The organism is Streptomyces sp. NRRL F-5123, from assembly GCF_000721495.1.
In the GTDB taxonomy this organism is placed as follows: Bacteria; Actinomycetota; Actinomycetes; order Streptomycetales; family Streptomycetaceae; genus Actinacidiphila.
In genome coordinates this window covers 1-9,926 of the sequence record NZ_JOHY01000102.1, presented here as the reverse complement: position 1 = coordinate 9,926, position 9,926 = coordinate 1, and the positions used below count along the sequence as shown (strand labels likewise).

Here is a 9,926-nt window from a genome sequence, read left to right as displayed (position 1 = left end):
ACCAATTCGGGAAGAGGGCGAACGCGCATTCCGAGGAGGTACCCCCGGAGTGGCACCCGACCCCACCCCCGCACGGACAGCGCGATGCCCCGCCGGGCACACGCAGAGGGGCGCGTGGGGGCACCCCCGGGCGAAGCTCCGGGGGAGAACTGCGCGAGCAACCACCCACCGGCCGGTGGTCCGGTTCGAAACCCGACTGCCACCTTCGAGTCGGTGACGACCCGCGCCCCGGTGGGGCCGACCCCGGTGACGACCCGCGCCCCGGTGGGGCCGACCCCGGTGACGACCCGCGCCCCAGTGCGCGCCGGCCCCGGTGACGACCCGCGCCCCAGTGCGCGCCGGCCCCGGTGACGACCCGCGCCCCAGTGCGGGCCGGCCCCGGTGACGACCCGCGCCCCAGTGCGGGCCGGCCCCGGTGCGGGCCGGCCGCGAAGCCCCCCGCACTCCCGAAAAAACGACTGCCCCGCGGCGCAGCCGCAGCCGGACACGGGACCGCGCCCGGTCAAACGCCCACCCCGCGCGGCAGCGCCCGGCTCAGAGCGACAACCGCTGCACCCCGCCCGCAACCGCCCGCCGCTCAGGCGAATCCGTGCCGGTCCAGCACGACCCCCTCCGCGCCAGCAGCCTCCGCAGCCACAGCTCGACGGCCACGATGTCGCCGAGCCCCTCCAGCGGCGCCCCGGAGGTCGCGGCGGCGCGCAGGGCGGCGCGGACGACGCGGGCGTCCACCAGGCCCGCGTCGGCGAGCAGCGGCGCGCGGAAGAGCTCGACCAGCGGGTCGACGGCGGACCGCATCCCGGCGCGGGCGGCGGCGGCCGCGGACGCCGAGGAGTGCGAGGCGGCGCCCCACCCCGCGGGCAGCGCCCGTACGCCCGCGCTGCCCAGCACGTCCCGCAGGATCTCCGCGCGCGCCCCGGGGCGCACCCGGAGCGCGCCGGGGAGTGCGCGCGCCGCCCGCACCACCGCGTTGTCGAGGTAGGGCGCGTGCAGCCGCTGGCTCGGCACCGCGGCGGCCTGCTCCAGGACGCGGAAGTCGGCGGCGTGCCGGGCGAGGACGGCGCGGGCGCGCCGCTCGCCGGGGCGTTCGATGGGCCAGGGCCGCCGCGCGGCCTCCTGGAGCCGCACGGAGACCTCGGCGAGCGCCTCGCCGGTGAGCCAGCGGGCGGCGGGCCCGGGCCGTACCCAGGCCATCGCGGCGAGCGACGCCCTGATCGGCCCGTCGCCCGGCCGGCCGTCGACGGCGGAGTCGGCGCCTGAGCCCGCGCCCGCGGCGTACCGCAGCAGCAGGGCGGCCGCGTCGGTGACGCCCTGCTGGTAGGGCGTACGGGCGAGCCGCCGGGCGGCGCGGTAGACGGTGATCGGCACGGTGAAGGGCACCAGCACGGCGGGCCCGCCCGCCGCGGAGCCGCCCGCGCGGGTGAGGGCGGCGACGGGCCGTACCAGGTGGCGCCGCCGCCGGTCCATGAGCAGGTCGGCGAGCCGCGCGGGGTGCGCGTCGAGCACCTGCCGGGCGCCGAGCCCGATGAGGTGGTCGGCGCCGCCCGCGGCGAGCCGCCGCCGGTGGCGTTCGGCGACGACGAGCGAGGGACCGGGCTCGTCGGTGAGCGGGATGGGCGGGTGGCTGCCGATGAGGTCCGCGTAGGGCAGCGCCTCCTCGCCGCCGGCGACGACGACGTGCCGCAGCCGCGGGTCGGCGGCGAGCTCGCCCGCGCGGGCCAGCTCGCTCTCGCGCAGCGCGAGTCCGCCCGCGGTGAGGTCGTTGAAGGTGACGGCGAGCAGCCGCTCGCCGGCCGCGGTGCCGGGCGCGCCGGGCAGCATGCCGGGCATGCCGGGCAGCCCGGCGGCGAGCAGCGCGAGGGTCGCGGAGGCGGAGCCGCCGGAGAGGTCGGCGCCGATGCCGGGCGCGGGCCCTTCCGCGAGCCGGCCGTCCGGTCCCGCGGATTCCCCGGCGAAGGCCGCCTCCGGCACGAACCGCGCCTGCGTGAGCCGCGCCTTCACCGATTCGACGAGCGCGTCCCGTATCGCGGCGATGGCGGCGTCCGCGTCCGCCGAGGTCGCGGGCTGGTGGCCGACGGCGAGGGAGGCGGTCGGCTCGTAGCCGGTGATCTCGGGGGCGCCGTCGCGCAGGGTGAGGGCGTGGCCGGGCGGGACGCGCCGCACGCCGAGGTAGGGGGTGCCGTCGCCGAGCGCCTCGGGCGCGTCGGGGCAGGCGAGCAGCGCGGCGAGGTGGGTGACGTCGAGCCCGGCCTCGATGAGGTCGGCGAGCGGCAGGGCGGCGGTGGCGAAGGCGGTGCCGCGCGCGAAGCGGGTGTGGAAGACCGGGCGGGCACCGGCGAGGTCGCCCAGCACGGTGATGCGGCGGCCGAGTTGCAGGACGGCGGTGTAGCTGCCGGGCCACGCCGTGACGTGCCGCAGCGCGCCGCCGCGCGCGGCGACGAGCCCGAGCCGCAGCTCCGCGTCGCTGGCCGCGCACCGCCCGAAGACCGCGAGCCGCGCGACGCCCTGGGTGCCGGTGCCGTTGACGCCGCGCCCGTTCGTACGCGAGCCGCCGCCGTCGTACGGGTACGCGGCCCCGTCGCCGTACGCGCCCGCAGCGCCGTACGAGCCGGAGCCGGAGCCGGAGCCGGAGCCGCCCGGCGTACCGTAACCGCCCCCGTACGCAGCCCCGTTGGAAGCGGCGGAGCCGTACGCGCCGCCGCCCGTGCCCGCCGCGTCCGCGTGGACGACCCGGACCTCGTCGGGCCGCCAGTCACCCACCGCCCACAGCGGATCGGGGCCGTCCCACAGGAGTTGGGCGCCGACCGGCAGCAGCGTGCGCGCACCCGTGCCGGGAACGGGACCCGCGGTGGCACTGCTCCACCCCACCAACCACCGCATCGCCGCCTCCACAGGCTGTGGACAGCCGGTGCAGGATCCGACCCACCGCTGACTCGCGCGCGCCTCGCCCCACCATGCCGCCACGTCTGACGTCCGAAAGTCCATGCTGCCACGAGGACGCGCGCAAGGAGGCGCATGAGTGCTCCCGGGTGCGCCGGTTCGTGCGCCGTACACAGCCATGCGGCATATGCGCATCGCCGGGTGGCTCGCGCACGGCCCGGAATGCCCCCGGGATGCCCTCGGACGGGCCCCGGAAGCACCTCGATCGCCAAGCATCCCGCATACGTAATCGGGATGTTGCGGACAGCTACGGAATCCGGAACATACGCCTCAGCCGAAACGTCGCAATCGCGCCAAGTTTTTGGCGCGGGAGCGGCACATGCCGGGCGGGATATGCCGCGTGACGGAGGGCATTGCACACGATCGTTTTCCGCCGTCGATCTTCGGCCGGGACACCGGGAACCGCACACCGGCGCGGCGCGCGTACGCCGGCGCACAACTCTGCTAATGGCGCGACCGCCGGGGTACGTCATCGCCCCGCCGCGCCCCCGGCACCCTTGCCGCACGCGGCGGTTCGGGCAGGCCCGAGGGGCGGGCGGGGCAAGCCGGGGCGGCCTGCGCGGGGTGGCGCCGGGGCACTCGGCACCCGGAACACACGGCCCGGGAGACGACTCAACGCCTCCCGGGCCGGTCCGCCACCCGCGGGGATTGTGGCAGCGGAACTCGCTGGCCCGCCGCACACACCGCCATAGCCGCCTGACGGAAGCGCGGGCCGACCCACGGCTCCCCATGCAACAACCCGCGGTCTGCACGGGCACAGAGCGCACGGCCGGGCGCACGGCCACATATACCGGGAGCACGCGCGGGGCGCCCGTGCGAGCGCGCCCCCGGTCGCCCTCCCCGCGCCTCCCCGCCGGCCCCCCGGCCGCGCCGCCGGGCGCATTCGTCCGACCCCTGGGGAGGGTCATGGGTGGTGCTTTCCGGACCAACTCCGCGTTCCCGTAAGGGGCTGGATTCGCGCCATCCGACACGAGACCCTTAACGGTCGGGAGGCGGCGAACTACGCTGGGTGTATCCGGTTCGCACACGTACGTGCGGCTCGGACAACCGGCTCAGGCACCGCGCTCACCGCCAACAGGGGCCCCGCGGTGGCTGAATCGGGCTCCAGGGGAGGGTGACCCCCGCCACCCCGACGACCGACCAGGCCCGTCGGCCTGCCCCAGCGGCATCACGAGGTGAACCGCAGTGAACAGAGAACACCGCGGGCCGAACGAGAAACTCGGCGCCCTTCTCGGTCTCGCCGGAATAAGCAACGCCGGTCTCGCCCGCCGCGTCAACGACCTGGGCGCGCAGCGCGGCTTGACGCTGCGCTACGACAAGACGTCCGTGGCCCGCTGGGTCGCCAAGGGCATGGTGCCGCAGGGCGCCGCGCCGCACCTGATCGCCGCCGCCATCGCCGGCAAGCTCGGGCGGCCCGTACCGCTGCACGAGATAGGCCTCGCCGACGCCGACCCCGCCCCCGAAGTCGGCCTCGCCTTCCCGCGCGACGTCGGCGAGGCCGTGAAGTCGGCCACCGACCTGTGGAAGCTCGACCTCGCCGGCCGCCGCGGCCCCGGCGGCAACGGGATCTGGCAGAGCCTGGCCGGTTCCTTCGCGGTGAGCGCCTACGTCACGCCCGCCTCCCGCTGGCTCATCACCCCGGCCGACGCGACCGTCGCCCGCGACGCCCCCGCGCCCGGCACCGCGCACGTCGGGCACACCGATGTCGCCAAGCTCCGCGAGGCCGCCGAGGACGCCCGCCGCTGGGACTCCAAGTACGGCGGCGGCGACTGGCGCTCCGGCATGGTCCCGGAGTGCCTGCGCGTCGAGGCCGCGCCGCTGCTGCTCGGCTCCTACAGCGACGACGTCGGCCGCGCCCTCTTCGGCGCCACCGCCGAACTCACCCGGCTCGCCGGCTGGATGGCCTTCGACACCGGCCAGCAGGAAGCCGCCCAGCGCTACTACATCCAGGCCCTCCGGCTCGCCCGCGCCGCCGCCGACGTGCCGCTCGGCGGATACGTCCTCGCCTCCATGTCCCTCCAGGCCACCTACCGCAACTTCGCCGACGAGGGCGTCGACCTCGCCCAGGCCGCCCTCGAACGCAACCGCGGCCTCGCCACCGCCCGCACCATGAGCTTCTTCCACCTCGTCGAGGCCCGCGCCCACGCCAAGGCCGGCGAGGCCGCGGCCTGCGGCGCCTCGCTCGCCGCCGCCGAAGCACTGCTCGAACGCGCCCGCGAGGGCGACACCGACCCGCACTGGCTCGGCTTCTACTCCTACGACCGGCTCGCCGCCGACGCCGCCGAGTGCTACCGCGACCTCGGCATCCCGCGGCAGGTCCAGCGCTTCACCGAGCACGCGCTGGCCCGGCCCACCGAGGAGTTCGTCCGCTCGCACGGGCTGCGGCTCGTCGTCTCCGCCGTCGCCGAGCTCGAATCCGGCAACCTCGACGCGGCCTGCGCGGTGGGGGCGAAGGCCGTGGAGGTCGCGGGCCGCATCTCCTCGGCCCGCACCACGGAGTACGTCCGCGACCTGCTCCACCGCCTGGAGCCGTACGCGGACGAGCCGCGCGTCCTCGAACTCCGCGAACGCGCGCGGCCTCTCCTGGCCGCTCCCGCGTAGGGCCCCTCGCGGGGTGCGGCCCACCGCCGGGCGAGCGTTTTACGCTGCCGCGCGGGGGCGTGTGCGCTGCCGCGCGGGGTGGGGGTTGTGGGGTGCGGCTGCGCCGCGGGCGAACGCTGCGGCGCGGGGTGAGCGTTCTGCGCCGCCGCGCGGGGGCGTGTGCGCTGCCGCGCGGGGTGGGCGCTTCCAGGGGCGCGTGGGGGTACCTCCCAGGCGAAGCTCTGGGGGAGTACCGCGCGAGCAACCACCCACCGGCCGGTGGTCCGATACGAAACCGTACTGCCCCTTCGGGCCGGTGACGACCCGCGCCACCGTCGTGGCTGAGCGCGCAGTTCCCCGCGCCCCTAAAAACGGATGCCCGGCGGCGTAGCCGCACCCTAAAACGCTCGCCCGGCAGGGCAACCGCAGCCCAAAACGCGTGCCCGGCGGCGTAGCCGCACCCTAAAAAACGCCCGCCCGGCAGGGCAACCCGCAGCCCAAAACGCGTGCCCGGCGGTGCAGCCGCACCCTAAAAAACGCCCGCCCGGCAGGGCAACCGCGCCCCTGCGCGTGGCGGAGAGGCGTGCCCCGCGTGGCAGGGAGCCCTCCGCGGCAGCCGACTTGGCCCGCGAGCCGGCGCGCAGCGCGTAAGTTGATCACGAGCACCCCCCACCGCAACCCGCAGGGAGGAGTGGCCTTGCCCTCGAGGAGCGCGGCTCACGGTGAGCCGTACGACGTGACGGTCGTCGGCGCCGGCGTCGTGGGCCTGTCCACCGCCTACGCCCTGACGCTTGCCGCGCCCGCGCTGCGCGTCGCCGTCGTCGAGAAGGAGGCGGGGCCGGGGCGGCACCAGACGGGGCGCAACAGCGGGGTCATCCACAGCGGCATCTACTACCGGCCCGGCTCGCTCAAGGCCCGTTACGCGCTCGCCGGCGCGGCCGAAACGCCGCGTTTCTGCGCGGAGCACCGCATCCCGTACGAGGTCACCGGCAAGCTCGTCGTCGCCACCGAGCAGGCCGAGCTGCCGCGGCTGCACGCACTCGTCCAGCGCGGCCGCGAGCACGGGCTCGCCGTGCGGGAGCTGGGGCCCGTGCAGATCGCGGAGCACGAGCCGGAGATCGCCGGGCTCGCGGCGATCCATGTCGCCTCCACCGGCATCTGCGACTTCCGCGGTGTCGCCGCAGCCCTCGCGGGCCTGGCCGCGGACGCGGGCTGCGTCCTGCGCTACGGGCTGCGGGTCACCGCGGTCGGCCGTACGGACAGCGGTGCCGTCACCCTCACCACCGCCCCGGACGGGCCGACCCTGCGCACCAAGGTCCTGGTGAACTGCGCGGGCCTCTACAGCGACCGCCTCGCGCGGCTGGCCGGCGACGACCCCGGGTTGCGGATCGTGCCTTTCCGCGGCGAGTTCTACGAGCTGGCGCCGGGGCGGCGCGGGCTCGTACGCGGCCTGGTCTACCCCGTGCCCGACCCCGACTTCCCCTTCCTGGGCGTGCACTTCACCCGGGACGTGCGCGGCGGTGTCCACGTCGGCCCCAACGCCGTGCCCGCCCTCGCCCGGGAGGGCTACCGCCGGTGGACCGTGCGGCCGCGCGACCTCGCCGACACCCTCGGCTACCCCGGGGCCTGGCGGATCGCCCGCCGCCACTGGCGGCAGGAGGCCGGCGAGCTGTGGCGCTCACTGTCGAAGCGGGCCTTCACCGCCGACGCCCGCCGCCTGCTGCCCGCGCTGCGGCCCGCTGACCTGCGGCCCGCCCCCGCGGGCGTACGCGCCCAGGCCGTCCTGCCCGACGGGACGCTCGTCGACGACTTCCGCTTCGCCGGCTCGCCGCCCTTCGTGCACGTACTCAACGCGCCCTCCCCCGCCGCGACCGCCGCCCTTCCGATCGGCCGCGAGGTCGCGCGCCGGGCCCTCGCCGCCCTCTGACCCCCCGCGGGCCCGCCCCGGAGCGACGGCCCCGTCGCGCCGCCCCCGCCTGCCCCGGCCCGGCCTCCGGCCCGGCGTCCGGCTCCGCGCCCGTCCCCCTCCTCGTCCCCGCCCCCCTGCCCGTCCTCGTCCCGGCCCTCTGACCAGCGCCGGAGTGTCCGACGTACTCCCGTAGAATCGAACCCATTGTGTCCACCTCATCCACTGTCCCCCGCGCCTCCGCGGCCGCTTCCGTCTCCTCCGCCGCCCCTGCCGCTGCCCATGCCGACGCTCCCGCCGGCACCCCCGTCGGCAGCGGCCGGGCGACCGGCGGCGGTGTGCCGCGTCCGGCCGTCCGGTCCGCGGCCCGGTCCGCGGCCCGCTTTCCGGACGGGCCCGCGGCCGATCCGGCCGGCTCGCGCGAGGAGCACCGCATCCGGTCCTTCCACGCGCGCCGCGGCCGTATCACCCAGGCGCAGGCCGCTGCGATCGACCGGCACTGGGACACCTGGGGCGTCGAGCTCGACGGCAGCCCGCTGGACCTCGCCGCGCTCTTCGGCTCCGCCGACCTGCCCGTCGTGCTGGAGATCGGTTTCGGGATGGGTGACGCGACCGCGCAGATGGCTGCCGCCGACCCCGGCACCGGCATCCTCGCCGTCGACGTCCACACCCCCGGACAAGGAAATCTTCTCGCTCTCGCCGACCGTGCACACCTGACGAATGTCAGGGTGGCCAACGGCGACGCGATCGTGCTGCTGCGCGACATGCTCCCGCCCGCCTCGCTGGCCGGCCTGCGCGTCTACTTCCCCGACCCCTGGCCCAAGGCCAAGCACCACAAGCGGCGGCTGATCCAGCCGTCCTTCCTGGCGCTGGTCACCCCGCTGCTGCGGCCCGGCGCGGTCGTGCACTGCGCGACGGACTGGGAGCCGTACGCCGAGCAGATGCTGGAGGTGCTCAGCGCGGCGCCCGGACTGGCCAACGTCCACCCGGCGGAAGGTTTCGCCCCGCGGCCGGACTTCCGGCCGATGACGAAGTTCGAGCGGCAGGGGCTCGCGAAGGGGCACGTCGTGCGCGACCTCCTCTTCACGCGCGTCTGAGTCCCCGGGGGCGGCCCCACCGCTTCCGGCCGCCCACCGCGGATACGGCGCCGCGACCTGCCCCGTACCCTCGCGGAGCAGGGCGTCCGCCCCGTACTGTCGACGGGTGGCCACGTACTCGTACCCGTCCGCACCGGACGACCCGCCCGACGCGGAAGTGCCCGGCGGGCCGTCCGACGAGCACGCGTACGGGCCGATGACGCCCCCGCCGCCTTCCGTGCACTACGCGCCGCGGCGGCCGTTCTGGGAGAGCCGGGCCGTACGCACCGGCGCGCTCTTCACGGCGCTCGCGGTGTGCGGTGTCGCCATCCTCGCGGTGGTGCGGCACCACATAGGGACCGAGCCGTTCCTGGTGGGGTCCACGCTCGCCGTGCTGCCCGTGCCGCTGCTGGTGTCGGGGTTCCTGTGGCTCGACCGGGCCGCGCCCAGCCCCTGGCAGAACGTCGTGTTCGCCTTCGCCTGGGGCTCGTGCGCCGCGACGCTGGTCGCGCTCTTCGCCAACGAGTACGGAGCCAAGCTCCTCGCGAACACCCTGTCCGCGACGCCCACCCAGACCGACCAGTGGGGCGCCACGTTCGTCGCCCCGCTCGTCGAGGAGACGGCCAAGGGCGCCGCGATCCTGCTGCTCTACCTCTTCCGGCGGCGCCACTTCGAGTCGATGCTCGACGGCATCGTGCTCGCGGGCCTCGTCGCGACGGGCTTCGCCTTCACCGAGAACATCCTCTACCTCGGCACCGCCTTCGGCGAGGACAAGGCGGTGGGCGCCGGCGTCCTGACCTCCACCACGCTGGGCACCTTCATCGTCCGGGTGCTCATGACGCCGTTCGCGCACCCGCTCTTCACCTCGATGACCGGCCTCGGCTTCGCCATTGCCGCGACCAGCCGCCCGCGCAGCCCGCTGCGCTGGATCGCGCCGATCGGCGGCTGGCTCGTGGCCATGGTGCTGCACGGCTCGTGGAACGGCTCGTCGCAGCTGTCCCCGGTGACCTTCCTGACCGTCTACGTGTCCGTCATGATCCCGGTCTTCGGCCTGCTCGTCGCGCTGACGTTCTGGGCCCGCGCGGCGGGGCTCCGCACCGTCCGCGAACACCTCGCCCCCTACGCGGCAGCCGGCTGGCTCGCCCCCCGCGAACCCGTGGCCCTGGCCTCCATGCGCATCCGCGGCGACGCCCGCGACCTGGCCCGCCGCCACCACGGCGACCCCGGCGCCCGAGCCGTCCGCGACTACGCGGCCTACGCCACCCACCTGGCCTTCCTCCGCGCAGCCGCAACCCGCGGCCGCCAACCGGCCGACTACGCCGCCCGCGAGTCCGAACTCCTCCAGCACCTCTGGCACCACCGCCGCGTGGCCCAGCCCGCCCTCCTCCACTCCACCCCCCTCCCCTGGCCCCCTCCCTTCCCCACCC

The 9,926-nt window shown here is 76.3% G+C and carries 5 protein-coding genes; 4 read left to right on the top strand and 1 reads right to left on the bottom strand.

Features of this window, described 5'->3' with window-relative positions:
• Positions 1-534 precede the first annotated feature (534 nt).
• Positions 535-2,877, bottom strand: coding sequence for an asparagine synthase-related protein (locus IH54_RS0137765; RefSeq protein WP_043183452.1), 2,343 nt, complete (start codon positions 2,875-2,877; stop codon positions 535-537).
• 1,245 nt (positions 2,878-4,122) lie between these two features.
• Between IH54_RS0137765 and IH54_RS0137760 the strand changes: the two genes are divergently transcribed.
• The 4 genes from IH54_RS0137760 to IH54_RS0137745 form a co-directional block, all read left to right on the top strand.
• Positions 4,123-5,538: a hypothetical protein gene (locus IH54_RS0137760; protein WP_031525843.1), complete on the top strand. Its 1,416-nt coding sequence runs from the start codon at positions 4,123-4,125 to the stop codon at positions 5,536-5,538.
• Between the two features lie 676 nt (positions 5,539-6,214).
• Positions 6,215-7,444, top strand: coding sequence for an L-2-hydroxyglutarate oxidase (lhgO, locus tag IH54_RS0137755; RefSeq protein ID WP_052398329.1), 1,230 nt, complete (start codon positions 6,215-6,217; stop codon positions 7,442-7,444).
• A 188-nt stretch (positions 7,445-7,632) separates the two neighbouring features.
• A complete protein-coding gene (gene trmB, locus IH54_RS0137750; RefSeq protein ID WP_031525839.1) occupies positions 7,633-8,520 on the top strand; it encodes a tRNA (guanosine(46)-N7)-methyltransferase TrmB in 888 nt (295 codons plus the stop codon).
• A 106-nt stretch (positions 8,521-8,626) separates the two neighbouring features.
• Positions 8,627-9,926 (top strand): PrsW family intramembrane metalloprotease (locus IH54_RS0137745; protein WP_052398328.1); only part of this gene is annotated, 1,300 nt, incomplete at its 3' end.